General features: G+C 59.1%; 21 protein-coding genes. 12 read left to right on the plus strand and 9 right to left on the minus strand.

Annotation, left to right across the window (positions count from 1 at the left end; translation table 11 throughout):
* The first annotated feature begins 29 nt into the window (after positions 1–29).
* From JHC09_RS07405 to JHC09_RS07415, 3 genes are all read left to right on the plus strand, one after another.
* Positions 30–1,568: a sugar ABC transporter ATP-binding protein gene (locus JHC09_RS07405; RefSeq protein ID WP_199531400.1), complete on the plus strand. Its 1,539-nt coding sequence runs from the start codon at positions 30–32 to the stop codon at positions 1,566–1,568.
* A complete protein-coding gene (locus tag JHC09_RS07410; protein WP_169194612.1) occupies positions 1,549–2,574 on the plus strand; it encodes an ABC transporter permease in 1,026 nt (341 codons plus the stop codon). The genes JHC09_RS07405 and JHC09_RS07410 overlap by 20 nt, the downstream gene beginning before the upstream one ends.
* A gap of 65 nt (positions 2,575–2,639) precedes the next feature.
* Positions 2,640–3,587, plus strand: coding sequence for a substrate-binding domain-containing protein (locus JHC09_RS07415; RefSeq protein WP_199531401.1), 948 nt, complete (start codon positions 2,640–2,642; stop codon positions 3,585–3,587).
* 57 nt (positions 3,588–3,644) lie between these two features.
* On the opposite strand, the gene JHC09_RS07420 is transcribed toward JHC09_RS07415, so the two are convergent.
* The 3 genes from JHC09_RS07420 to JHC09_RS07430 are packed head-to-tail and all read right to left on the minus strand — an operon-like array spanning position 3,645 to position 6,510.
* Positions 3,645–3,845 carry a heavy-metal-associated domain-containing protein gene (locus JHC09_RS07420; protein WP_199531402.1) on the minus strand — a complete coding sequence of 67 codons (201 nt, stop codon included), beginning with the start codon at positions 3,843–3,845 and terminating at the stop codon, positions 3,645–3,647.
* A gap of 2 nt (positions 3,846–3,847) precedes the next feature.
* Positions 3,848–4,255: a Cu(I)-responsive transcriptional regulator gene (gene cueR / locus JHC09_RS07425; protein WP_169194615.1), complete on the minus strand. Its 408-nt coding sequence runs from the start codon at positions 4,253–4,255 to the stop codon at positions 3,848–3,850.
* A complete protein-coding gene (locus tag JHC09_RS07430; RefSeq protein ID WP_199531403.1) occupies positions 4,252–6,510 on the minus strand; it encodes a heavy metal translocating P-type ATPase in 2,259 nt (752 codons plus the stop codon). The genes cueR and JHC09_RS07430 overlap by 4 nt, the downstream gene beginning before the upstream one ends.
* Before the next feature lie 210 nt (positions 6,511–6,720).
* On the opposite strand from JHC09_RS07430, the gene JHC09_RS07435 reads away from it, so the two are divergent.
* Positions 6,721–7,407 carry a Crp/Fnr family transcriptional regulator gene (locus tag JHC09_RS07435; RefSeq protein ID WP_282567673.1) on the plus strand — a complete coding sequence of 229 codons (687 nt, stop codon included), beginning with the start codon at positions 6,721–6,723 and terminating at the stop codon, positions 7,405–7,407.
* Here JHC09_RS07435 and cydC read toward each other — a convergent pair.
* Complete coding sequence (cydC, locus tag JHC09_RS07440) at positions 7,404–9,056, minus strand: thiol reductant ABC exporter subunit CydC (RefSeq protein ID WP_199531405.1); 1,653 nt, start codon at positions 9,054–9,056, stop codon at positions 7,404–7,406. The two genes, JHC09_RS07435 and cydC, sit on opposite strands and share 4 nt — an antisense overlap.
* On the minus strand, positions 9,053–10,981 hold the full coding sequence (gene cydD / locus JHC09_RS07445) for a thiol reductant ABC exporter subunit CydD (protein WP_349236523.1): 1,929 nt from the start codon (positions 10,979–10,981) through the stop codon (positions 9,053–9,055). The genes cydC and cydD overlap by 4 nt, the downstream gene beginning before the upstream one ends.
* Here cydD and JHC09_RS07450 point away from each other — a divergent pair.
* From JHC09_RS07450 to JHC09_RS07465, 4 genes are all read left to right on the plus strand, one after another.
* Positions 10,929–12,524, plus strand: coding sequence for a cytochrome ubiquinol oxidase subunit I (locus JHC09_RS07450; RefSeq protein ID WP_199531458.1), 1,596 nt, complete (start codon positions 10,929–10,931; stop codon positions 12,522–12,524). The genes cydD and JHC09_RS07450 overlap by 53 nt on opposite strands.
* Complete coding sequence (gene cydB / locus JHC09_RS07455; RefSeq protein ID WP_199531407.1) at positions 12,521–13,666, plus strand: cytochrome d ubiquinol oxidase subunit II; 1,146 nt, start codon at positions 12,521–12,523, stop codon at positions 13,664–13,666. Before JHC09_RS07450 ends, cydB begins: the two co-directional genes overlap by 4 nt.
* A 10-nt stretch (positions 13,667–13,676) precedes the next feature.
* Positions 13,677–13,811 (plus strand): cytochrome bd-I oxidase subunit CydX, encoded by a 135-nt coding sequence (gene cydX / locus JHC09_RS07460; protein ID WP_169194621.1) that lies wholly within the window; start codon positions 13,677–13,679, stop codon positions 13,809–13,811.
* 252 nt (positions 13,812–14,063) lie between these two features.
* Positions 14,064–14,210, plus strand: coding sequence for a DUF1127 domain-containing protein (locus JHC09_RS07465; RefSeq protein ID WP_169194622.1), 147 nt, complete (start codon positions 14,064–14,066; stop codon positions 14,208–14,210).
* Between the two features lie 92 nt (positions 14,211–14,302).
* Here the strand turns inward: JHC09_RS07465 and ybaK are convergent, their stop codons facing one another.
* Together ybaK and JHC09_RS07475 are read right to left on the minus strand one after the other, a co-directional pair.
* Complete coding sequence (ybaK, locus tag JHC09_RS07470) at positions 14,303–14,776, minus strand: Cys-tRNA(Pro) deacylase (RefSeq protein ID WP_199531408.1); 474 nt, start codon at positions 14,774–14,776, stop codon at positions 14,303–14,305.
* Positions 14,777–14,812: 36 nt separating this feature from the next.
* Positions 14,813–15,004, minus strand: a complete 192-nt coding sequence (locus JHC09_RS07475; RefSeq protein ID WP_199531409.1) for a hypothetical protein — start codon at positions 15,002–15,004, stop codon at positions 14,813–14,815.
* Positions 15,005–15,111: 107 nt separating this feature from the next.
* Between JHC09_RS07475 and JHC09_RS07480 the strand changes: the two genes are divergently transcribed.
* Positions 15,112–16,002 carry a LysR substrate-binding domain-containing protein gene (locus JHC09_RS07480; protein ID WP_199531410.1) on the plus strand — a complete coding sequence of 297 codons (891 nt, stop codon included), beginning with the start codon at positions 15,112–15,114 and terminating at the stop codon, positions 16,000–16,002.
* Between the two features lie 154 nt (positions 16,003–16,156).
* Positions 16,157–16,618 carry a DUF5680 domain-containing protein gene (locus tag JHC09_RS07485; protein WP_199531411.1) on the plus strand — a complete coding sequence of 154 codons (462 nt, stop codon included), beginning with the start codon at positions 16,157–16,159 and terminating at the stop codon, positions 16,616–16,618.
* 54 nt (positions 16,619–16,672) lie between these two features.
* Here JHC09_RS07485 and rhaI read toward each other — a convergent pair whose 3' ends face one another.
* Together rhaI and JHC09_RS07495 are read right to left on the minus strand one after the other, a co-directional pair.
* Entirely contained in the window at positions 16,673–17,962 is a 1,290-nt protein-coding gene (rhaI, locus tag JHC09_RS07490; protein ID WP_199531412.1) for an L-rhamnose catabolism isomerase, read from the minus strand.
* A 113-nt stretch (positions 17,963–18,075) separates the two neighbouring features.
* Complete coding sequence (locus JHC09_RS07495) at positions 18,076–20,172, minus strand: bifunctional rhamnulose-1-phosphate aldolase/short-chain dehydrogenase (RefSeq protein ID WP_199531413.1); 2,097 nt, start codon at positions 20,170–20,172, stop codon at positions 18,076–18,078.
* Positions 20,173–20,434: 262 nt separating this feature from the next.
* Here JHC09_RS07495 and JHC09_RS07500 point away from each other — a divergent pair, with 262 nt between their 5' ends.
* Entirely contained in the window at positions 20,435–21,241 is an 807-nt protein-coding gene (locus JHC09_RS07500) for a DeoR/GlpR family DNA-binding transcription regulator (RefSeq protein ID WP_199531414.1), read from the plus strand.
* A gap of 40 nt (positions 21,242–21,281) precedes the next feature.
* Positions 21,282–22,274, plus strand: coding sequence for a rhamnose ABC transporter substrate-binding protein (gene rhaS, locus JHC09_RS07505; RefSeq protein WP_169194629.1), 993 nt, complete (start codon positions 21,282–21,284; stop codon positions 22,272–22,274).
* The last annotated feature ends 173 nt before the right edge of the window (positions 22,275–22,447 follow it).

The following is a 22,447-nucleotide window of genomic DNA, read 5'->3' on the forward strand; positions in this document are numbered from 1 at the left end:
TGCACCGTGGCGGGATGGAGGAGAAAACGATGCAGGGTGAAGCCCAGTCATCGCAGCCGGTCTTGGCGGCTCATCGCGTTTCGAAATCATTCGGCGATGTGCCGGTGCTGTTCAGCATCGACTTTGATATTCGTCCCGGTGAAGTGCACGCCATTATTGGCGAGAACGGCGCGGGAAAATCCACGCTGATCAAAATCCTGTCCGGCATCGAGCAACCAACCTCTGGCACGATCGAATATCTCGGCGAGAGTGTGGTGCTGCCTCCCAATGGAGAAGCCGCAGCTCTGGGCATTGTGGTCATTCACCAAGAGCTATTGCTGGCTGAGCATCTGACCGTCGCCGATAGTGTCTTCCTCGGGCGCGAGCTGAAGAGCGGTCTGTTTCTCAATGCCAAGGCGATGCGCGAGCAGACCCAGGCCATTCTCAATACACTGCATGTGAACATTGATCCAGACACGCGGATCAGCGCGCTCTCGGTTGCCGACAAGCAAATGGTCGAGATCGCCAAAGCGATCAGCCGCGAAGCGCGCGTGCTGATTATGGACGAGCCGACGGCTGTCCTATCCGTGGGCGAAACGGCAACTCTGTTCGAGCAGATCCGCCGTCTCACGGCCAAGGGCGTGGCAGTGATTTTTATCTCGCACAAGCTCGACGAGATCATGGAACTGGCGCAGCGGGTGACGGTGTTGCGGGATGGGCAATTGATCTCAACCGTTGGCACAGAAAATCTCACGCCAGACGCGATTGCCCAAATGATGGTGGGGCGGGAGCTATCCAATCTTTATCCGCCTAAGCACGAGCCTGATGTCGATGCGGAAGTCGTGCTGTCCGTCCGTAATCTGGCGGGGCCGGGCATTGGCAGCACCTCTTTTGACCTCAAACGCGGCGAAGTTCTTGGCTTTGCCGGGCTGATCGGGTCGGGGCGCACGGCGATGGCCGAAGCGCTGGTGGGATTGACCAAAAAGACCAGCGGCGTGGTGCGGTTCGACGGTGAGCTGCGGGACTTCGCCGACGTCTCAAAATCGGTTGATGCCGGGCTGGCCTATATGACCAAGGATCGTAAGGGGAAGGGGTTGCTGCTCAACGCGGGATTGCAGCCCAATCTGACCTTGCTGACGCTGAAAAAGCACCTCAAAAACTGGTTCCTCAATAATAAGAGCGAAGAAGAGGCGCTGGCGCGCGCGACGCGCCGTTTCGACATTCGCGCCCGAGATCCTTCTGTGCAGGTGGGCAAGCTCTCCGGCGGCAATCAGCAAAAGCTGATGCTGGGCAAAACCATGGAGAGTGACCCGCAGATCGTCATTATGGACGAGCCAACGCGTGGGATCGACGTCGGTACCAAGCAGCAAATCTATCACATCATCGCCGCGCTGGCGGCCGAGGGGAAATCCATCATCCTGATCTCATCGGAGTTGCAGGAAGTGATTGGCCTCAGCCATCGGGTGGTGGTGATGCGCCAGGGGCGGATCGCTGGGGTTTTGGAAGGCGCAGAAATCACCGAGGGCGAAATTATGCGTTACGCCGCGGGCATTAAACAGGGTGGAGAGCATGACCGTATCAGTGCCTGAAGTGGCGACCAAACCCGCAAAAGGGTTCAGGCTGGATCTCAAGACGCTCGGGCCGCTGTTGGCGCTGATCTTGCTGGTCATCCTTGGTTATGTGCTCAACCCGCTGTTTTTGGCGGAAGGCAATATCACCAATATCCTAACCCGCTCGGCGTTCATCGGCATTATCGCGGTGGGAGCGACCTTCGTCATTACGGCAGGTGGCATCGACCTGTCGGTTGGCTCGATGGCGGCTTTTATCGCCGGTGTGATGATCATCATCATGAACTGGACCGTGGCCAGCATGGGTGCTTCGGTATGGACCGTGCTCATCGGCATCGGCTGCTCGATTATTCTGGGTGTCGGCGCGGGGTTCATCAACGGCTTCCTGACGACCAAGGCTAAGATTGAAGCCTTTATCGTGACGCTCGGGACGATGGGGATTTACCGCTCGCTGGTGACCTATTTCGCCGATGGTGGCACGCTCTCGCTCAACTCCGGGGCGCGCGAGATTTACCGCCCGGTCTATTACGATAGCTTCCTGCGCGTGCCCTATCCGGTCTGGGTGTTTATCGCCGTGGCCATTGTTGGCTGGGTGCTGATGAACCGCACCGCTTTTGGGCGCTATTGCATGGCGATCGGCTCGAACGAACACGTGGCGCGCTATTCGGCTATTAAGGTCGATCGGGTGCGGACCTGGACCTATATTTTGCAGGGCCTCTGCGTGTCGCTCGCCACCATCATCTATGTGCCGCGTCTGGGCTCGGCTTCGGCGGCGACGGGCGTGCTCTGGGAATTGGAAGCGATTGCCGCGGTGATTATTGGTGGGACCATGCTCAAGGGCGGGTTCGGCCGGGTCGGCGGAACGGTGATCGGCGCGCTGATCCTGACCTCAATCGGCAACATTCTCAATCTGACCGAGATCATCTCCAACTACCTCAACGGGGCCGTTCAGGGGGTGATCATCGTCGCCGCAGTTTATCTGCAGCGCGGGTCGTTGAACACGCGTCGCAAAAAGGCGGCGGAATGAATTCCGCGCTCAAAAAAGCGCGGTAGCAAGGCGTGAGGAGCGCCTTTAACAAGGGAGAGTAGAATATGACTATTAAGGCATTGGCACTGGGCCTGTTGGCCACCAGCATGCTGACTGGCGCGTCTATCGCTCAGGAGAAAATCAAAATCGGTGTCTCCATCCCAGCCGCCACCCACGGCTTTATGGGTGGTTTGAACTGGCATGCCGCTGAAGCGGAAAAGCGTCTGGAGGCAGCGCACTCCAACATCGACATTATCATCGTCACGGCTGACGGCCCGGAAGATCAGGCGAGCGATCTTGAAGATCTGGTTTCGGTGCAGCAAATCCAGGCGCTTGTGGTTCTGCCGTTTGAATCCGAGCCCCTGACCGAGCCTGTCCGTGCGGTGAAGTCCACGGGTGCATTCATCACCGTGGTCGACCGTGGCCTGACGGACCCAAGCATTCAGGACATTTATGTGTCGGGCAATAACACCGAAATGGGCGTGAACTCGGCTGAGTACATGAAGACCCGTCTCGGGGAAGGCGACAATATCGTCATCCTGCGCGGTATTCCGACCGTGCTCGACACAGAACGTTTTGACGCTTTCATGGGCGCCATTGAAGGTACGGGCATCAACGTGCTCGACAACAAGTTCGCTAACTGGAACCGCGACGATGGCTTTGAAGTGATGCAGGACTTCCTGAGCCGCTTCCCAGACATTGACGGCGTGTGGGCGCAGGACGACGACATTACCCTAGGCGTGGTCGAAGCCATCAAGCAGGCTGGCCGCGAAAAGGAAATGTTCGTGGTGGGTGGCGCTGGTATGAAGGAAATCATCAAGGGCGTGATGGACGGCGACGAACTCGTTCCTGTCGACGTGCTCTATCCGCCAGCACAGATCGCGACCGCTATGGACGTGACCGTGGCGCACTTCACCTCCAATGGTCCAGTGACGGGCAGCTATATTCTGGGCTCGCCGCTGATCACCAAGGAAAATGCGGCGCAGTTCTACTTCCCAGACAGCCCATTCTGATCGGTTATCCTCTCAGGATGAGAGAAGGGGCGCTTGCGGGCGCCCCTTTTGTTTACGTTACGCGGCTTCGGGCGTGTAACCGGCCTCGCGAATGGCCTCTTCGCCTTTGGCCTTGTCACCAGAGAACGTGACTTTGTGGGTCGGAACGTCGATCTCAATGGCGCTGCCGGGAAGCGCCTCTTCGAGCGCCTTGCGGATGGTGCCAGCGCAGTGACCACAGGTCATATCGTTGACTGTGAAGGTGGTGGTGTCGCTCATCTTCAGTTTCCTTTGTGGGCCGGAACGCCAGCCAAATCATCCAGAATGGGGCAGTCGGGGCGGTCGTCGCCGTGGCAGCAGTGGGTCAAATTGGTCAAGGTTTTGACCATGCTTTGCAGCTCGGTGATTTTGGTTTGCAGCGCATCAATATGGCTGGTGGCGATGGTTTTGACCTCAGCGCTGGCGCGGGATTTGTCGCGCCAGAGCGACAGCAGTGTTCCGGTTTCTTCGACCGAAAACCCGAGAGTGCGGCAGCGCTTGATGAAGCGCAGCACGTGGATCTCATCTGGGCTATAGACGCGATAGTTACTACCGGTGCGCTTGGGCGCCTGCACCAGTCCGATTTGCTCATAATAGCGGATCATTTTGGCGGTAACGCCGGAATGCTCGGCGGCTTGTCCGATGTTCATAGGCTTACTCCGGAAAGTGTTCTCAGGCGCTGGGCATTGGCAATGACGAAGACGGAGGACAGCGCCATCGCGCCCGCACCGATCATGGGTGAGAGCAAAATGCCCAAGCTGGAGTAGAGCGCGCCCATTGCGACGGGGATGAGCACGGCATTGTAACCGAAAGCCCAGAAGAGGTTCTCCCAGATGTTCTTGAGAGTGGCTTTGCTGACCGTGATGGCGTCGACGACGCCTTTGAGGTCGCCGCCCAAGAGGACGACATCGGCGCTTTCAATGGCGGCGTCCGTGCCTGAGCCAACCGCTAGGCCAATGTCGGCTTCAGCGAGGGCGGGGGCGTCGTTAATGCCATCGCCGACATAGGCGACGATTGTCCCGGAGGCCTTCATGGCCTTGATGGTGGCGACCTTGTCGGCGGGCAGAACCTCTGCGTGAACCTCATCAATGCCAAGCTGGGTGGCAATGGCTTGCGCGGTGAGGCGATTGTCCCCCGATATCATCGCGGTTTTGAGGCCCTGCTGATGCAAAGCGGCGATGACCGCTTTGCTCGAGGGCTTGATCGGGTCGGCCACGACAATGGCGGCGGCGAGCGTTCCGTCGACGGCGAGGAAGACCGGTGTTTTGCCTTGCTGGGCGAGATCGTCAACCAAGGCATGGGCCGATGAGAGATCGATGCCGGTGAGGAGTTTGGACGAGCCGACGCGCACCGCGCGCCCGTCGATGGTGGCCGTGATGCCGCGCCCCGGATCGCTGTCGAAAGCCTGGATCGTGGGCAGGGTGAGGCCTTCGGCATTGGCAGCCGAAACGATGGCGGTAGCGATTGGGTGTTCAGAGCGAGCTTCAGCGGCAGCGGCCAAGGAGAGGGCGGTGGCGCGATCGAAGCCATTGAAGGGGATGAGGTCAGTGAGGACCGGTTTGCCGAGGGTGAGCGTGCCGGTTTTGTCAAAAGCGACAATGCGCGCGTCGCGCAATTGCTGGAGGGCTTCGCTCTTGCGGAACAGCACGCCGAGTTGGGCGGCGCGGCCCGTGCCCACCATGATCGACATTGGGGTGGCTAGACCCATAGCGCAGGGGCAGGCGATGATGAGCACGGCGACGGCATTGACCAAAGCGAAGCTGAGGCGCTGTTCGCCGCCAAAGATCATCCAGAGCGCAAAAGTGATGAGCGCGAGACCGATGACGACGGGCACGAACCAAGCGGTGATTTTATCGACCACGGCCTGAATAGGGAGTTTTCCGGCCTGAGCGTCTTCGACCATACGAATGATATGGGCGAGCATGGTATCGGCGCCGATTTTAGTGGCGCGAAAGCGGAAACTGCCGGAGCTGTTGAGCGTGCCGCCGACGACAGCGGAGCCAATGCGTTTGGCGACGGGCAGGGGTTCACCCGAGAGCATGCTTTCATCGACATGGCTTTGCCCGTCCACAACCTCACCATCGACGGCGATTTTCTCGCCGGGACGGACTTCGATAATGTCGCCCACGCGCACATCGGCAATGTCGATTTCATGCAGAGCGCCAAAGCGTTCGACGCGAGCGGTTTTGGCCTGCTGCTGGACGAGGGAGCGAATGGCGGCACCCGTGCGCCCTTTGGCTTTGGCTTCGAGCCAGCGGCCCACAAGGATGAGCGTGACGATGACGGCGGCGGCTTCAAAATACACAAAGCGCGTCTCGGCGGGCACAAGTCCGGGCGCGAAGGTGACGACGCTGGAATAGAGCCACGCTGCGCCTGCGCCGAGAGCGACCAGCGAGTTCATTTCTGGCGCGCCACGGAAGAGAGCGGGCAGGCCATGGCGGAAGAACCTTAGGCCGGGCACGAAGAGCACGAAGGTTGCGAGGGCAAAGTAGACATACCAAAGCGTCTGCATGGGAACGATGCCCATCAGCCAATGGTGAAAGGGCATGTAAAAATGCCCAAGCATTTCAAGAGCAAAGAGCGGGGCTGTGGCGACCGCAGCGATTGTGACATCGCGCTTGAGCACGGCTGCGTCTTCGTCGTGGTGGGAGTGGGCGCTGGCAGGGGCTTGCTCGGGGCGCAGGACCGCCTCGTAGCCGACCTTTTTGACAGCCGCGATCAGCGCTTCGGTGTCGCCACCGGAAATACGGGCGCGTTCGGTTGCGAGGTTGACAGTGGCGGCGTCAACACCCGGGACTTTGAGCAGGGCTTTTTCAACGCGAGACACACACGAGGCGCAGCTCATGCCGGTGATGTCGAGCGTTACAGGCTTTTCGGGATGTAAATTCTGGACGTTTGTCTGCATGTCAATGAACCTCGCCCTGAAGCATATAAAGGTTCTAATGATGGTAAGGTCAAGTGGCCTGAATGTATTAGTTTGCCCATTGTTGGTCTGCGACCGGTTGGCACAGCGTCATTTATCGTTCTTATAGTTGTGTGGGGGCGGAGCTATAAAAGACTCTGTAGAGGGCGCGTGGACATGCAAACGGTTCGGAAAGATATCCATAACTCGGAGATGCCGGTGCTTTGCCAAAGTTGCGAAGCGCGTCACCAAGGCATTTGCGGGGCGCTCAACGCCGAACAACTTTCCGCACTCTCCCGCAGCACACGCCGTGTTCGTAAGGACCCGGGCGACCCTCTGATGGCCGACGCCGAGCCTATTGAGGCCTTTGGCAATGTGCTGCGCGGGGTGATCAAGCTGACCAAGGTTTTGGAAGATGGACGCCAGCAAGTGGTGGGGCTGCAGTTTGCGCCTGACTTGTTGGGCCGCCCCTTTGCCACCGAAAGCCGGGTGAGTGCAGAAGCGGCCTCCGAAGTTGATCTGTGCATGATCCCCAAGTCTGCGCTGGAAAATCTCATCCAACAGAGTGCGCCACTTGAGCATCGCATCATGATGCAGGCGCTGCGCGAGCTGGATGAAGCGCGCGACTGGATGGTGACGCTGGGCCGGAAAAGTGCGGCAGAAAAGGTCGCGAGCTTTTTGTACTTGATCGCGACCCATATTGACCCGACCGATGATCAGGATGGGGCGCAGTTTGATCTGCCACTCAGCCGGGCCGATATTGCCGACTTTTTGGGGCTGACGATCGAAACCGTCAGCCGCCAAATGACCAAGCTGAAAACCGAAGGCGTTATTGCAGTCGAGCACTATCGTACGATCCATGTGCCCGATCTGGCTTTGCTCCGCCTGCGCTGCGGCTAAACCAACTCACCATGATTGAGCGTGAGCACCCGATCCACCGTCCCCTCGGGAATGGTGGCGTGGGTGACGAGCACGACTGTGCGGTCGCGCGTTGCTTGGCCGAGCACGGCGAAGAAGGCTTCCTCGGTTTCACGGTCAAGCGCATTGGTTGGTTCGTCGAGAAGGAGCACCGGTGCGTTGGACAACAGAACACGCGCGAGGGTAAGGCGACGCGCCTGACCCATGGAGAGCGTGCGGCCAGCTTCCCCGATGATGGTATCCAAGCCCTTGGGCAGGCTGCGGACATGCTCATCGAGCTGCGCCTTGGCGAGGGCCGCCCATAGATCGTCCTCCGACGCCGTATCGCGACCAATGAGAAGATTGTTGCGAATGGTGTCGATGAACACGGGGCTGTCTTGGCTCAAAAGCGCGAAATGGGCGTGAACGTCCCGCGTGGCGAATTGATCGAGCGCGATCCCGCCGACCGAAATACTGCCTGAGGTCGGTTCGTCCAAGCGCAGGAGTAGGCGCAAAAGCGTCGACTTGCCTCCGCCACTCGGGCCAATGACGGCGATGCGTTCGCCGGGCGCGATGGTGAGATCGATGTCGTTAAGAACCGGCTGGTTTGCCCCATAGCTGAAGGAGAGGCCCGTCAGAGTAATCGGGGCGTCATTCGGCCATGCTTTGGGCGCAACTGGTTCGGCAACGGGAATGTCGATATTGGCGAGGGCCTGCAGGCGCTCGGCAGCTGCCATGGCGGCCGTGGCCTTGGAGGTGCTGCGAATGATGACATTGGTGGCCTCAAAGCTGCCGATGACGGCGAGCAGGAGGGCTGCCATCAGCGGGGCGTCGATTGTGCCGGCTTGCAGTGCGACGAGACCGAACCAAAGCGTGCCGACAAGCGCGAGACCTGCCGCGATCTGGACGGCGAAGCTGCCGGAGGTGGTGTAGAGGCTGAGGCGCCGCTTCAGCGCGCTGGCTGTGGCGGCCGCTTTGGCGAAGCGATCCTGCGTCGTGCCAAGCGCGCCGAGCACCACAATGTCAGCATGGCCGGACACAGCGTCGAGCACATTCATGCGCATGGCGGCGCTGGCTTCCACGCTGGCACGACCGGCGCGGCGCGACAGGGTGATCATGGCAAGGGGCACAAGCAGGGCTGCTGCGGCAATGCAGAGCCCATAGATGAGCGCAGCACCGGGCAGGAACAGCGCCAATATGACGGTCATCACCGTGCCTACGAAGAGCGCTGCGACCAGCGGGCCGATGCCGACGAGAAAGGCGGTGTCCAGCGCATCCACATCTGTGGTGAGGCGGCTGACGAGATCGCCATGACGCAATGAGCGGTCGGGCAGGGGGAGGCGGGGGAAGAGGCTGGCAAAGAGCCAGCCGCGTAAATCCGACAGCAGCTTGAGGGTGGCGTTGTGACCAACGAGGCGCTCAAAATAGCGCGCTAGAATACGCACAAAGGATAGTGCGCGAATGCCGGCCGATGGCACGAACAAATTGAATGCCAGACCAAGCGTGGTCAGTGATGTGGCGGTGATAAACCAGCCGGACACGCCGAGCAGAGACACGCCCGCGATAAGGGTGACGAGCGCCAGGAGCAAAGCTGCCGAAAACGACTTCCAACGCTTAAGGAAGAGCGGGGCGAAGGTGAGGATGGCTTTCATGCGACGCCTTTCGCGCGGGCGGAGAGCGGCGCTTCAACAAGACCGGTGGGCGTGACGCGCCAGGCTCTATCGAGATTTTTAGCAACTGCGGGGGAGTGGGTCGCGACGATGAGGGTGCGGCCGCGCGCATAGCGGGTGATGGAGTGAATGATCTCTTGCTCAAGCGCCGCATCAAGGTGAGCGGTGGGCTCGTCGAGGATGATCAAACCAGCATCGCGCAGGAAGAGGCGCGCCAGCGCGACGCGTTGTGCCTGACCGCCCGAAATGCCTGCGCCGGCTTCGCCGATGATGGTGTCGAGACCAAGGGGCAGACCCGCCGTGAAGCCGAGGACACCAGAGAGTTCGGCGGCCTTTTCAATGTCGGCGCGGCTGGCGGCAGGGCGGCCCAGGGCGATGTTGTCCGCAAGCGAGGCGTGGATGATGCGTGGCTTCTGCGTGAGGATAAATGTGCGGCCGCGCAGCGACGGCTCAGACCATTCGGTCAGCGGGCGGCCATCGAGCAGAATATCGCCTTCGGCGTCGCGCAGGCCAACGAGGGCTTCGAGCAGAGTCGACTTGCCTGAGCCACTGGGGCCGAGGAGGGCAATGTGCTGGCCCGGCTCGACGCGGAGCGTGACGTGTTCGATGACGGCGCGCATGTGATCGGGTGTGCGCAGGGTGACATTGTTCGCCTCAAGGGCGATGGGCTTGCCGGGGAGGGGCGCGTTGTCCGTGTGGTCGACGCGCTCGTCGGACAAAGTACCGAGATTGGCTTCGATCTCATTGAGCGCAGCCTTGGCAGAGGCGCGATCATGATATTGCGCGGCCATGACACGCAGCGGGTTGTAGACCTCTGGCGCCATCAGCAAGAGGAACATGCCCAGCTGCAAGGTGAGTGGGCTCGTGCGCAGGTGGAGATAATCAATGAAGGTGAGGCCCACATAAAGCGCTACGCCCGCGACGCCGAGAGCGGCGAAGAATTCGAGGACGGCCGACGACAGGAAGGCAATGCGCAGGACCTTGAGCGTGCGCTGGCGCAGCGCTTCGCTGGCAGAGACGATGCCTTCTGTTTCGGCCTCTTCGCGGCCCAAGAGCTTGAGGGTGAGAAGACCACGCAGGCGATCGCTGAAACGGCCTGAGAGGTGGCTGAGGGCTTTGGCCTGACGGTCGGTCGCGACCTGCGCGCCCCAGCCGACAAGGGCCATAAAGATGGGAATAAGCGGCGCGCTGACGAGGAAGAGCACGCCCGCCACCCAATCGATGGGTAGAATAATCGCGCCAAACACCAGCGGCAGCACGATGCCCTGTGCCGAGGCGGAGATGTAGCGCGCAAAATAGCTTTCTAGCGCTTCGACCTGATCGACAATGGAGGCAGCGGCAAGGCCAGAGGCGGCTGAATTGGCCGCGCGGGGCGGTTTTGCCAGAAGCTGGCTGAAGAGCGTCTGACGGAGGTGAAGCTTGATCCGTTCAGCTGCGATGATTCCGGTGTGATCGGCGATTGCCGAAAGCCCTGCACGGGCCAGAACTATCCCCAGAAGAATGAAAATTCCTGGTAACAATGTGCTGATCGGTGCGACATTTTCGATGGCCTGACCCAGGGTTGAGGCCAATACCCATGCCTGCCAGACCAGTAACACCCCTGCCAAAATGGGTGCGGCGATAGACAGCCAAAGCGCTGCTCCCCCCTGTGTTTGCAGGAGTTTTAACGTGTGCGAGACCGAGTTTTCTGGCCGGCGTGCGCTGGGAGGGGAGCTGCGGGTCATGCGTTTGAACATACACGGCACTTTTCGGGGAGCATTGATCTGAATCAAGGTGTCAGATTTTAGATGCGTTACAGGACAGGCATTGGCGACCTTGCTTCCGGCCGCCCTAACGAAAGGCAACAATGCCATGATCGACATGTTGGTCGTTGACTTATCGCGATGGCAGTTCGCTGCCACCGCCATGTATCACTTCATATTTGTTCCCCTGACGCTCGGGCTCTCTTTCATGATGGCGATCATGGAGAGCGTGTATGTCATGACTGGCCGACAGGTCTGGCGCAAGGCTACCCTGTTCTGGGGCACGCTTTTTGGCGTGAATTTCGCCATGGGCGTGGCCACCGGTGTGGTTATGGAGTTCCAGTTCGGCATGAACTGGAGCTATTACAGCCATTATGTCGGTGACGTGTTTGGGGCGCCACTCGCCATTGAAGGCTTGATGGCCTTCTTCTTGGAAGCGACCTTCATCGGCCTGTTCTTCTTCGGCTGGGATCGTCTGAGCAAGGTGGGTCACTTGGTTGTGACCTGGCTGACCGCAATTGGCGCCAATTTCTCGGCGCTCTGGATCCTGGTTGCCAACGGGTGGATGCAGAACCCGGTTGGGGCCAAGTTCAATCCTGACACCATGCGTATGGAAGTCACCGACTTTATGGCGGTGATTTTCAACCCAGTGGCGCAGGCAAAATTCGTGCACACGGTAAGCGCAGGCTATCTCTGCGGCGCCATGTTCATTCTCGCCATTTCGGCGCTGTTCCTTGTGCGGGGCAAGCATGTCGAATTGGCCAAGCGTTCCGCTGTTGTGGCGGCAAGCTTTGGTCTGGCCTCGGCGCTGTCGGTGGTCGTGCTCGGTGACGAAAGCGGTTATGTCGCGACGGAACACCAGCACATGAAGATCGCTGCGCTCGAAGCCATGTATGAAACCGAGCCGGCTCCGGCTCCGTGGTCGATCATCGCATTCCCCGGCTCGAACGGCGAAGACGTTGGCTTCCACATCTCGGTTCCGTGGGTTGGTGGTCTGATCACGACGCGTTCGTTCGATCAGCAACTGCCGGGCATTCACGAACTGGTTGATCGCGCCGAAGATCGTATCCGCATGGGTCTGATCGCTTACAATGCGCTGGCTGAAATTCGCGCCGACGGCACGAACACCGATGCCCGTGCGGTCTTTGAAGAGACTTGGCCGGACCTTGGCTATGCGCTGCTGCTCAAGAAGTATCGCGTTGATGTCGAGAATGCGACTGCGGAAGAAATCGCGCTGGCTGCTGCCGACACCGTGCCAAGCGTATGGCCGCTGTTCTGGACCTTCCGCATTATGATGGGTCTCGGGTTCTTCTACATCGCCTTCTTCGCGCTGTGGTTCTACCGCGCGTCGCGGGGCTGGATCGACACCAACAAGCCGCTGCTGTGGTTCACGGTGTTCATGCTGCCAACGCCTTGGATCGCGATTGAAGCAGGCTGGTTCATCGCCGAGTTCGGCCGACAGCCTTGGGTCGTGGAAGGGGTTCTGCCCACATTCTACGCCGCCTCGGGTCTGAACGTGCTCGACTTGGTCCTGTCGCTGACCTTCTTCGTACTGCTCTACAGCGTGCTCTTGGTCATCATGATCATTCTGATGGTCAAAATCATCAAGGCGGGTCCGAAGGATCAGCTCTTCACTCCGGAAGAAGATGAGGACTACGTCATGGCTGCCCTTCCGGCGACCAAGGAAAACAAGGAGATCGTCGCATGAGCTCGATCCCTCTCGACTACGAAACACTCCGCCTGATTTGGTGGGTTCTGCTCGGTGTGCTGCTAATCGGCTTTGCCGTGATGGGTGGCCGCGACATGGGGGTGGGCACTTTGCTCCCCTTCGCTGCCAAGACCGATGAAGAACGCCGTATTTTGCTCAACCTGATCGGCCCGACCTGGGAAGGTAATCAGGTGTGGTTGGTTCTCGGTGGTGGTGCGATCTTTGCCGCGTTTCCGCCACTCTATGCGGTGAGCTTTTCGGGCTTCTACCTTGCCATGCTCGTGATCCTTCTGGCGCTGATCCTGCGCCCAGTGGGGTTCAAGTTCCGTGGCAAGATCGATAACCCGACCTGGCGCGCTGTATGGGATTGGTGCCTGTTCATCGGTGGCTTTGTGCCAGCGCTGATCATGGGCGTGGCGGTGGGCAATGTGCTCTTGGGCGCACCATTCCACTTCGACGACACCATGCGCATCTTCTACACGGGCAACTTCTTCCAGCTGTTGATGCCGTTTGCACTGCTGTGCGGCCTCGTCAGCGTGGGCATGATCAGTGCGCAGGGCGCGGCTGTTATCGCCGGACGCACCCAAGGGGCAATGGCAGAACGGGCGCGCATGTTCGGGCTCTATGCTGCTGCTGGAACTCTGGTGCTGTTCGCGCTGGGTGGTTTCTGGGTTGCGTTCATGAGCGGCCACGTTGTGACCAGCGTGATTGACCCGGCAGCGCCGATCAACCCGCTCGCCAAGTCGGTTGAGCTGGTGCAGGGCGGCTGGATGCTGAACTACAGCAAATATCCTTGGATGGTGACTGCGCCGATTTTGGCCTTCGTCGGTCTGGTCTTGGCGGTGCTCGGTTTTATAGGCCGCAAGCATGTGATCACGCTCTTGGCAACGAGCGCGGCGATCTTCGGGATCATTTCGACAGCTGGTGTCTCGCTGTTTCCGTTCCTGCTGCCGTCCTCGACGGTTCCAGGCTCGGGCCTGACGCTGTGGGATGCATCGTCGAGCCATCTGACGCTCTTCATTATGCTGGTTGCGACCGTTATCTTCCTGCCCATCATCGTTGCCTACACCGCTTGGGTGTTCCGCGTGATGCGTGGTCCGGTTACGGCCGACAATCTCACCAAAAACCCCAACGCCTACTAGGAGCAGTCGTATGTGGTATTTTGCATGGATCCTCGGCCTCGGCCTGGCCTGCGCCTTCGGCATCATCAATGCCATGTGGTTCGAGATGAAGGACGACATTCGCGTGGCCCGCGCTGCGCGCATGGCTGAGACGAAAAGCGAGTAGGCAGGTCTAACTATCTGCCTGTAAATTAAGCAGGGCCGCACATCATGCAGATGATGTGCGGCCCTTTGCTATGGCGATTAAGGCGGGCTGCCTCATTTTTGCCGAGTTTCGCTGGGTTTTTCGAATTTACCCTTGCTTAACCAAGATTGCCCCATCACTTGCATCTAGTGCATAACGGATGTGCAGATTGGCCATCTTCTAATCACTACGACTTAGGTCTACATAGGGGTCATCAACCGAAGGGGAACCGAAATGAACATCGCAAAGAAGCTTTCTGACTACGCCCGCTACCAGCGCACTCTGCGTGAACTGAACAGCCTTGACAGCCGTCAGCTGAACGACTTGGGCATCACCAAGGGTGACATCAAGTCGATCGCACGCGGCACCTACGTAGCCTAATAAGCGAAGGTCTCGGTCGCCTAAGGCGGCAGAGAAAAGACTATCCGATGAAGGCGTCCTGCAGGGCGCCTTTTGTCGTTTCTGGGGGTGGTCTAGCGTGTCAGATCGGCGGTGACACAGTTGAGCGCTGAAACGAGATCATCGGGCTTGATGCGGATCTGCAATCCGCGCTGACCGCCATTGAGATAGATCTCGTCGTAGAGCGTTGCCATTTCATCAAGCGCCGTCGGCACGACCTTGCGCTGGCCCAAAGGGCTAATGCCGCCGACCTTGTAACCGGTGAGGCGCTCGGCATCGACGGGCTTCATCATATGCGCCGACTTGCCACCCAAAGCCGCAGCCAGCTTTTTCATATTCACTTCTTCATCCGAGGGGACGATGGCGCAGATTGGCTTGCCATCGAGCTCGGCCATCAGCGTTTTGAACACTTCGGCCGGTGACACGCCCATGGCCTCGGCCGCCTGCAAGCCGACGCGTTCCGCATTTGGGTCATAGTCGTAGGTTGCTAGTTCAAAGGAAATACCGACTTTGGTGAGCGCGGCAGTGGCGGGCGTGGTCTTTGACATGGCCGTCGGCTGAGATGGGAAAGCGAAACAGTGGCCTCACTTTATGCGATCGGGGGGAATTGGCGAGAGGTTTTCGGCACGCTCATCCCGGATGGCGTCGAGCCCGATATCGCGGCGCAAATGCGTTGATAGAGGTTCCGAGGACATGTAGAGCGGGCCGGCGCCGCGCTTGCCCGAAGTATTGATGAACAGCAGAGCGGGAAGTTCGAGAAGTGCAAATGGAAGCATCAGAACACATCCTTGCCTTATGTCTTTGACTTGGCCATGCTCTGCTTTAGCGCGAGTATATCGCAATTTTCCAATTGAATGCCGGTGGAGACGTATAAGGTAAGCTTATGTCTGATATTCCGCCTCTGACCTCCGTACGGGCTTTCGAGGCTGTCGCGAGACAGCTTAGTTTTACGCGCGCGGCTGCAGAACTGGGCATGTCGCAGGCGGCGGTGAGCTATCAGATCAAGCTCTTGGAGGAGCGGATTGGCGCAGCAGTATTTGTGCGAAAAGCGCGGCAGGTGGAGCTGAGCGAAGTGGGGCAGCGTCTCGCGCCGGATGTGCTGCAGGCATTTGATATTCTGCGCAATAGTTTTGCGCAGACGCATCAGCATGTCAGCGGGACATTGGCCATATTGTCTCTGCCGACTTTTGCCACGCGGTGGTTCGCCGCCAATATCGGGCTGTTTCAAGTGGCTCACCCCGACATTGCTGTGCGGTTCAACAGTCGGGTGGAGAATGTCGATTTTCAAAAGGACATGTTCGACGTCGGCATAATTGCGTCTTGGGGCGAGCTGCCGGAGGGCGTGATTGGGCACGAGCTGTTGCGGGCAAAATTCACGCCGATTATGAGCGGCGATTTCATCGAAAAGCATCGTATTCGGGAGCCGAGAGACCTGCTTGGCGCACCAGCGATTTCGCCAAGTGACCAATGGATTGGACAGTGGTTCGAGATGATGGGCATTGACGACTATCCCGCAATGGCCCGGGGCGTGGTGACACTCGACACGCAAGTGTTGGAGGCGGCAGCGGCGGGGGCAGGGAGAGGCTTTGCCATGATTACGCCGGCGCTATTTCGCGATGACTTGGCGAGCGGGCGACTGGTACAACCGTTCCCCGAACTGGGCTGGGACGGGTGCACCTATCAGCTGGTCTATCCGCAGTCGCGACGAAATTGGACCAAGGTGAAGGTGTTTCGAGAGTGGATATTGGAGGCAACGTCGGTCTTGAGAGCTTAGGATGCTGCTGGCAGGAGAGGGCGTCGTTGTGCAGCACACAGCTCGTCAGCCTCGGCGCAGAAACGCCAAGTTCGGGCCCGCTCGATCTTAGGTGGAATGCTGACGTAATCTGTCTCTGACGCGCCTAAATCTATGCGCGAGGGAGGGCAGGGGTATGGACAGCGAAGAGCTTAATCGCGTGATCGTTCGGGCCAAGGCCGCAAGCTATGTCGGTGGTGGGGCAAAGGTGACGCCATCGCGGCAGGGCGCAAACGAGATCGCCTGGGAGGAGGGCGACTGGCGCTACCTTGATAGCTATTTCGGCGGCACAGATTTTCTGGGGCAAGAAGTGCTCTGGCACCGCAATGAGCCTGTCTGGGCCATGAATTACTACGGCTATATAAAGCGGCCGGATTTGATCGACGCAGGGCAGGCAGGGGCGATCATCCAAGACTCCCTATCGGCGCTCTACCGCAAAGGGCGGTTCCTCGGTGGCTTTGTCTGGCTCAGTGGCGGCTGCACCTATCAAGATCGAAACGACGGTGGGCCGGAGCAGTTTCGCGGGCGCGAGGCTATTTTGGTCGGTGGCGTTGAGGCCTATGCGCTGGAGTATTTTGGCGGGCTGGTAAAGGCTTAGGGAGCCCCCCATCCGGCCTCCCCCTGGGCAGGGGGAGGGGAGGATCAAGTCCGGTCAGACGATGCCGCTTGAGCCGGCGGCGATTTCCGGGCGGATTTCGGCGACACGCTGGCGATAGCCAGAGGCACGGTAGGTGGCCAAAAGATCAATCGCGCCGCCTTGTTCGTAGCGCGCCATGGCGAGGATCGGCTCGACATCGGTGCGATAAGCCAAGCGGAGGGCTTGGGTCGCGCCGAGGGCGTCATTGCCGTGTTGTGCTTCGGTAAGGGCTTTGCGATCAACAAGCAGGGCTTGCGCATAGGCGCGCTGCACATCGGCGGCGGAGAGCATCAGGCTTTCGATCGGGTCAGTGACATTGTGCGACTGGTCGAGCATGTGGGCCGGGCGGAAATCGGAATATTTCTCTTCAGCGTCGACAAGCTCGTTGAAGACGAGGAACAGGCGGTATGGGTCAATGGAGCCTGCGTCGAGATCGTCGTCACCATATTTGCTGTCGTTAAAGTGGAAGCCGCCGAGCTTGCCGAACTGGGCAAGGCGCGAAACGATCATCTCAATATTAACGTTGGGCGCATGGTGGCCAAGGTCGACGAGGCAATAGGCCTTGTCGCCCAGTTCCTTGGCGATGAGATAATTGGTGCCCCAATCCTGCACGACGGTCGAATAAAATGCCGGTTCGTACATTTTGTGCTCGGTATAGACGCGCCAATCCTCGGGGAGGGCCGCGTAAATCGCCTTCATGGAATTGAGGTAATGCTCGAACTGATTGGCGAAATTGACCTGACCGGGGAAATTGGAGCCGTCGCCAATCCAGACCGTGAGGGCTTTTGAGCCAATGGTTTTGCCGATCTCAATGCATTCGAGATTGTGCTCAATGGCTTGATTTCGGGTGGCGGCATCGGCGGCAGAGAGAGAGCCGAACTTATAGCTCTGCAACTGCCCGGCAGCATCGGCAAAGGTGTTGGAGTTCATGGCGTCAAAGCCGAGGCCAAAGCGGGAAGCGGCTTGCTTGAGGCGGTTTGTGTCGGCCTTGTCCCATGGGATATGCAGCGAGACGGTGCGGGTCGCTTGGGTCAGTTGCGCGATGACCGAGCAATCTTCGATCTTATCAAAAATATCGCGTGGTTCGCCCTTGCCGGGGAAGCGAGCAAAGCGGGTGCCGCCGGTGCCAACGCCCCAAGAGGGGACGGCAACGGAAAAAGCGGCGACTTTGGATTTAATCGCGTCGATGGAAATGCCACGGCGGTCGAGGCGCTCGCCAAGGCTGTCGTAGTCATTGCGCAGATCAGTAGAGCGCTTGGCGTTTTCGGCTTCGACGGTCGAAGCGGCGATGAGTTGTTCGGTCATGTGTTTCCTCCCTTGCGGCCTCTCTCCAGCCGCTGGGGTTTACCCCCACCCAACCTCCCCCTGTGAGGGGGAGGGGTTGTATCGAGTTCTGTTGCTGACTCTTGGAGCCAAGCTTAGCGCGGGAACGACTGGGCGTTGCCCGCGTCAACATTCAAAATATTGCCAGTGGATTTGGCTGAAGCGTCTGAGGCGAAGAAATAGATCGCTTCGGCAATGTCTTCGGGGAAGACGGAGCGTTTCAGCATTGAGCGCTGGCGGTACATTTCCTCAAGACCGTCCTTGTCGGTCTTATAGGTCGAGGCGCGCTGTTCGAGCCATTCGCCTGCCCAAATCTTGGAGCCACGCAGCACGGCGTCTGGATTGACCACGTTAACGCGGATTTGCGCTTCAGCGCCTTCGAGCGCGAGGCAGCGGGCAAGGTGGATTTCGGCGGCCTTGGCGGTGCAATAGGCGGCCGCGTTTGGCGAAGCGGCGAGACCATTTTTGGAGGCGACGAAGATGACATTGCCGCCGATCTTCTGCTGACGGAACAACCGGAACGCTTCGCGCGAGACGAGGAAATAGCCCGTGGACAGGATGTCCATGTTCTTATTCCAGAGCTCGAGGGACGTGTCTTCGATCGGGGCGGAAGAGGCTAGGCCGGCGTTCGAGACGAGAATGTCGAGCCCGCCAAATTCGACCACGGCATGGGCAAAGCCTGCTGTGACCTGTTCTTCGCGAGTGACGTTGATATTGACCGGGCGGACCACATCGGCGCCGAAGACGGACGAGAGTTCGGCAATGGCGCTATCGAGCGCGGCCTGGTCAATGTCGGCGAGGACGACGCAAGCGCCTTCACGCAGGAGGCGTATGGCGGTCGCCTTGCCAATGCCTCCTGCGCCACCGGTGACGAGAGCAATCTTGCCAGCCAGCGACTTTGGCTTTGGCATGCGAGCGAGCTTGGCTTCTTCAAGCAGCCAATATTCGATGTCGAAGGCTTCCTGTTCCGGCAGACCCTGATAGGTCGAGACGGTGGACGCGCCGCGCATCACATTGATGGCGTTGACGTAAAACTCGCCGGAGATGCGGGCAGTAGCCTTGTCCTTGGCGAAGGTAAACATGCCAACGCCCGGCATGAGATAGACGACCGCGTTCGGGTCACGGATGGCGGGCGAATTGTCGTGCTTGCAGCGCTCGTAATAGGCCGCGTAATCGGCGCGGTAGGCGGCAATCTGATCAGCAAGACCAGTAATGACCGCATCAACGTCTGGATTGGCCGGGTCGAAATTGATGACCAGCGGACGGATTTTCGTGCGCAGGAAGTGGTCGGGGCAGGAGGTGCCCAGCGCCGCGAGCGGCTGCAAATTCTTGGAATTGACGAATTCCAGCACGGCGTCGCTATCGTCAAAATGCCCCAGCTTGTGGCTGTCCTCGGAGATGAAACCGCGAATTTTCGGCATCAGCTTGGCGGCAATGGCACGGCGTTCAGCGGCAGGGAGGGAGGTGGTGACAGCGCCACCAAAGATCACCTTGCCGGCTGTCTGGTTTTCAAACCATTCGATTGCCTGATTGATAATGGCAATGGTGGTTTCGTAGCAGCTTTTTGGATCGTCGCCCCAAGTGAAGAGGCCGTGGCTTTCAAGGATAACGCCCTTCGCGAAGGGGTTTTCATGGCAGAATTTTTCAAGCCACAAGCCAAGCTCGAAGCCCGGCTTTTTCCAAGGGAGCCAGCCGATAGTGTCGCCAAAGATCTGCTGAGTGAGCTCTTTGGAGTTGCTGGAAGCGGCAATGGCGATGATCGCATCGGGGTGCATGTGATCGACATAGGGGCGCGGCACATAAGCGTGGAGCGGCGTGTCGATGGACGCGGCGCGCGGGTTGAGATTGAAGGTGGCGTGGGGAAGATAGCCGACCATCTCGTCTTCATGCTCAAGGCCGCGATAGAGCCCCTTCAGAGCGCGCAGCTTTTCCATATAGAGGGTCGAAAAACCATCGAGCTTAATGGAAGCATTGTCGCCACCGGAGCCCTTGACCCAAAGCACTTCAACGGTCTCGCCTGTGAGCGGATCTTTCTGCCAGATTTTGGAGGACGTATTGCCACCACCGAAATTGGTGACGCGCTTGTCGGAGCCCAAGAGATTGGAGCGGTAGACCAGACGTTCTGGCTCGCTTAGCGATGCGGCTTTGGCATCGTCCCATAGGTTTTCGAGGCGCTTCGGCGCAGTGGACATGGCAATTTCCTCCCCAGAAGCGGCCCTTTCCTATGAGCCGCAATTCTCTTCAACTCGCTTCCGTGGGCATAACCCGTAGATGGACGCATTGTTCGCCGCAGAGCGCGGTCAGTCAGGGGTGAAAATAGCTCACCAATCCTGCAAGGTGTCAATCAGCTTCGATCAGAATTTTTCATGTGTGAATGGAAATGATCGAAACCTTGCGAATGATGATTGACTCTGCTTGGAAGAGGTGGAAGCACTAAGGGCAGGGAGAAACAACTTGCACGAAACCGAACGCCATCGCGTTATTCTGGCTGCTGCGCAATCGCGCCCCGTCGTGACGGTGGCGGAGTTGTGTGACATTACCGGTTCGTCGGAAGCGACGATCCGCCGGGATATTGCGGCGCTGGACGAGCAAGGCAAGTTGCGCCGGGTGCGAGGGGGCGCGGAAGCGCTGACCCCGCCAGCACAGGGTGGGCTGATGGGCCGCCCATTCTCGGTCAATGAAACGATCAATATCGCGCAAAAGCGCGCTATTGCGCGAGCAGCGGCAGAGCTGTGCGCCGATGGCGAGCCGGTGATTATCAACGGTGGCACAACGACCTATCAGATGGTGCATTATCTGATGGAAAAGCGGCTGAGTGTGTTCACCAACAGCTTCGCCATTGCCGAGTTTCTCATCCACAATTCGCGCAACTCGGTCGTCATTCCGGGCGGCACGATCTATCGCGAGCAAAACGTCATCCTGTCGCCCTTCGGTGGCGTGGTGGCGAGCCATTTTTACGCCAAGCGCATGTTCATCGGCTGTCAGGGGATCGGGCCACATGGCCTGATGGAGGCTGACCCCATGGTGGTGCAATCGGAACTGGCGCTGATCGGGCAGGCCGACGAAGTGATCGTTTTGGCCGATAGTTCGAAATTTTCGGGTCGCTCGAGCCTCATTCTTTGTGGGCTCGACCGAATTTCTACCGTCATTACCGACGGTGGAATCCGCGACGCAGATCGCCTGATGCTTGAGGAAGCAGGGGTGAAGCTGGTGATCGCGGATGCGATGGGACAGGCGGAACCGCAGGGGGACGCGGCCTAAGCCCAAACACAGACTAGGTTTTCGTTTCTGGGAGGAAATAATGAAGCTCTGGACTCTTCTTGCAGCAACAGCTGCAACCGCTGTGATGCTGGCCGCGCCAGCCATGGCACAGGATAAGACCCGCATCGCGCTGGTCGTGAAATCGCTCGGCAATGGCTTCTTCGATGCCGCCAATAAGGGCGCGCAGGAAGCTGCCGCTGAATTGGGCGATGTGGAAGTGATCTACACCGGCCCAACGGCAGCAACCGCTGAAGCACAGATCGAGGTGGTCAATTCGCTGATCGCTCAGCAGGTTGATGCTATTGCGATCTCGGCCAACGATCCGGACGCCCTCGTGCCAGCGCTCAAGCGCGCCATGGAACGCGGCATCAAGGTCATCTCTTGGGACTCCGGCGTTGCTGCAGAAGGCCGCCAGATCCACCTCAACCCATCCGACGTTGGTCTGATCGGGGAAACCATCATCAAGCTGGCGGCGGACTTCCTGCCTGAAGGCGGCGATGTTGCGATCCTTTCGGCGGCTTCGACCGCGACCAACCAGAACGCATGGATTGAAGCGGCTAAGGCAGCCATTCCCGCGAAGTTCTCCAACATCAACCTCGTGGCCACCGTTTACGGCGACGACGACAGCGTGAAGTCGACCGAAGAAGCGCGTGGTCTGATTGCAGCCCATCCGAACCTTAAGGCTATCATTGCACCAACTACCGTTGGTGTTGTGGCAGCGGCTCAGGTGGTGACCGACCAGAATTTGATCGGCAAGATCAACGTTACTGGGCTGGCGCTGCCAAGCGAGTTCAAGCAGTTCATCGACAATGGCGCGAGCCAGGCGGTGGCGCTGTGGAACCCAATTGATCTGGGCTATTCGGCAGTGATGCTGGCGGATGCCTTGGTTGATGGTGCTGAAGCCAAGCCCGGCGCGACCTTCTCCATCGGCAAGGTGGGTGAAGTCACGCTCGACGACACCAACTCCGCTGCAATGGCCGCGCCGTTCCAGTTCGATAAGAGCAATATCGAAGAGTTTTCGAAGATCTACTGACCCCTTCCTAGCCTCCCCCTGAAACAGGGGGAGGGACTGGACTGCTGTTGGGAACGCGATCTTTTCAAGACTACAGAACGTGCTCCTCCCCCGCTTGCGGGGGAGGCAGGGTGGGGGCGTCAGCTTTACTGGCAAAGCCCCCTCACCCCACCCTCTCCCCGTAGGGGTGGGGG

This window comes from Devosia sp. MC532 (genome assembly GCF_016461625.1).
Classification (GTDB): Bacteria; Pseudomonadota; Alphaproteobacteria; order Rhizobiales; family Devosiaceae; genus Devosia.

Excerpts from the sequence above, each read along its gene's own strand:
- JHC09_RS07405 (WP_199531400.1), top strand. The coding sequence starts at position 30 with ATGCAGGGTGAAGCCCAGTCATCGCAGCCGGTCTTGGCGGCTCATCGC.
- JHC09_RS07410 (WP_169194612.1), top strand. The coding sequence starts at position 1,549 with ATGACCGTATCAGTGCCTGAAGTGGCGACCAAACCCGCAAAAGGGTTC.
- JHC09_RS07415 (WP_199531401.1), top strand. The coding sequence starts at position 2,640 with ATGACTATTAAGGCATTGGCACTGGGCCTGTTGGCCACCAGCATGCTG.
- JHC09_RS07420 (WP_199531402.1), bottom strand. The coding sequence starts at position 3,845 with ATGAGCGACACCACCACCTTCACAGTCAACGATATGACCTGTGGTCAC.
- cueR (WP_169194615.1), bottom strand. The coding sequence starts at position 4,255 with ATGAACATCGGACAAGCCGCCGAGCATTCCGGCGTTACCGCCAAAATG.
- JHC09_RS07430 (WP_199531403.1), bottom strand. The coding sequence starts at position 6,510 with ATGCAGACAAACGTCCAGAATTTACATCCCGAAAAGCCTGTAACGCTC.
- JHC09_RS07435 (WP_282567673.1), top strand. The coding sequence starts at position 6,721 with ATGCCGGTGCTTTGCCAAAGTTGCGAAGCGCGTCACCAAGGCATTTGC.
- cydC (WP_199531405.1), bottom strand. The coding sequence starts at position 9,056 with ATGAAAGCCATCCTCACCTTCGCCCCGCTCTTCCTTAAGCGTTGGAAG.
- cydD (WP_349236523.1), bottom strand. The coding sequence starts at position 10,981 with ATGGCGGTGGCAGCGAACTGCCATCGCGATAAGTCAACGACCAACATG.
- cydB (WP_199531407.1), top strand. The coding sequence starts at position 12,521 with ATGAGCTCGATCCCTCTCGACTACGAAACACTCCGCCTGATTTGGTGG.
- cydX (WP_169194621.1), top strand. The coding sequence starts at position 13,677 with ATGTGGTATTTTGCATGGATCCTCGGCCTCGGCCTGGCCTGCGCCTTC.
- JHC09_RS07465 (WP_169194622.1), top strand. The coding sequence starts at position 14,064 with ATGAACATCGCAAAGAAGCTTTCTGACTACGCCCGCTACCAGCGCACT.
- ybaK (WP_199531408.1), bottom strand. The coding sequence starts at position 14,776 with ATGTCAAAGACCACGCCCGCCACTGCCGCGCTCACCAAAGTCGGTATT.
- JHC09_RS07475 (WP_199531409.1), bottom strand. The coding sequence starts at position 15,004 with ATGCTTCCATTTGCACTTCTCGAACTTCCCGCTCTGCTGTTCATCAAT.
- JHC09_RS07480 (WP_199531410.1), top strand. The coding sequence starts at position 15,112 with ATGTCTGATATTCCGCCTCTGACCTCCGTACGGGCTTTCGAGGCTGTC.
- JHC09_RS07485 (WP_199531411.1), top strand. The coding sequence starts at position 16,157 with ATGGACAGCGAAGAGCTTAATCGCGTGATCGTTCGGGCCAAGGCCGCA.
- rhaI (WP_199531412.1), bottom strand. The coding sequence starts at position 17,962 with ATGACCGAACAACTCATCGCCGCTTCGACCGTCGAAGCCGAAAACGCC.
- JHC09_RS07495 (WP_199531413.1), bottom strand. The coding sequence starts at position 20,172 with ATGTCCACTGCGCCGAAGCGCCTCGAAAACCTATGGGACGATGCCAAA.
- rhaS (WP_169194629.1), top strand. The coding sequence starts at position 21,282 with ATGAAGCTCTGGACTCTTCTTGCAGCAACAGCTGCAACCGCTGTGATG.